Raw genomic sequence first — 1,264 nt, 5'->3', positions numbered from 1 at the left:
ATGAGGTAGATAGGTTCGGGGTGGAAGCGTGGCGACACGTGCAGCTGACGAATACTAATCGATCGAGGACTTAACCAAATAGAATTTGTTTGTCGATATGTCGTTTATCCAGTTTTGAAAGAACAAGCACTCATTGTCTAGTGATGATGGCGAAGAGGTCACACCCGTTCCCATACCGAACACGGAAGTTAAGCTCTTCAGCGTCGATGGTAGTTGGGGGTTTCCCCCTGTGAGAGTAGAACGTCGCTAGGCACTAAGAAGTCGTTACCGAGTCATTGGTAGCGGCTTTTTTTGTATATGAACGAGAAAATAAAATGCCGAAGGCAAACTGTAAGATGAGTAGCGAGAAAGTAGAGGAACAAAGAGTTCGAGGAAGCAAAGAAGAGAGACTCGGAGCGTATAACNAAGAGGTCACACCCGTTCCCATACCGAACACGGAAGTTAAGCTCTTCAGCGTCGATGGTAGTTGGGGGTTTCCCCCTGTGAGAGTAGAACGTCGCTAGGCACTAAGGTCGTTACCGAGTCATCGGTAACGGCTTTTTTTGTGTATGATCGAAAAAATAAAATGCCGAAGGCAAACTGTAAGATGAGTAGCGAGAAAGTAAAAGAACAAAGAGTTCGAGAGACTCGGAGCGTATAACATACGCGAGAATAGATCGACTGCAGCTGACGAAGAAATCTGCGGTTCATCTGCTTTCGCAGCCCGAACACGGAAGTTAAGCTCTCGCGTCGATGGTAGTCGAGGGTTTTCCCCTGTGAGAGTAGAACGTCGCTAGGCATTAAGAAGTCGTTACCGAGTCATCGGTTGTGCCTTTTTTTTGTGTATGATCCAAATATTGTTATTGATGTTTAGAAAATCATTTTCAAACGTAATGGAAGGACTATCATTCTTTCTATTTCGTATAGGATTTTCGATTTTATTATTATTTGGGATGCATTTACTTTTAGGTTTATTTGGTTATACAATCCCTGTTAATTTGTTTACAGGTGTGGTTGTAGTAGTGTTAGGAATACCTGGCGTAGCTTCTGTAACATCAATTTTTAAATTCATATAAACTTTTTTTAAAAAAGTGTTGACGTATGATTGTTAAGAGTGTAATATTGTAGAAGTCGCCAAGAGGTAAACGAAACGGCGCACAACATGAACATTGAAAACTGAACATGCAAAACGTTAAGACATATAGCTTGATAGACTAACTTCGGTTAGTCCGATAGCAAACAATTTTGACATCATTTAATGATGATGCCAGCAAAACAAAATGAG

Annotated in this window: 1 protein-coding gene and 2 rRNA genes; all 3 read left to right on the top strand. The window is 41.5% G+C overall.

What is annotated here, in order from left to right; translation table 11 throughout:
* Positions 1-136: 136 nt before the first annotated feature.
* Positions 137-252: ribosomal RNA gene (rrf, locus tag FG384_RS19485) — 5S ribosomal RNA — on the top strand.
* A 139-nt stretch (positions 253-391) separates the two neighbouring features.
* Positions 392-505 (top strand): 5S ribosomal RNA (gene rrf / locus FG384_RS19480).
* 319 nt (positions 506-824) lie between these two features.
* The gene (locus FG384_RS19475; RefSeq protein WP_142644347.1) at positions 825-1,055 is read left to right on the top strand and encodes a pro-sigmaK processing inhibitor BofA family protein; all 231 of its coding nucleotides are present in this window, start codon (positions 825-827) and stop codon (positions 1,053-1,055) included.
* Positions 1,056-1,264: the final 209 nt, after the last annotated feature.

Source organism: Psychrobacillus vulpis (assembly GCF_006861825.1).
Lineage (GTDB): Bacteria > Bacillota > Bacilli > Bacillales_A > Planococcaceae > Psychrobacillus > Psychrobacillus vulpis.
Note: the sequence above shows the minus strand (reverse complement) of the source record. Positions and strands in the feature narration are given on the sequence as shown.

Bases quoted from the DNA above. Each gene is read 5' to 3' on its own strand.
- FG384_RS19475 (WP_142644347.1), top strand. From the start codon at position 825: ATGATCCAAATATTGTTATTGATGTTTAGAAAATCATTTTCAAACGTA.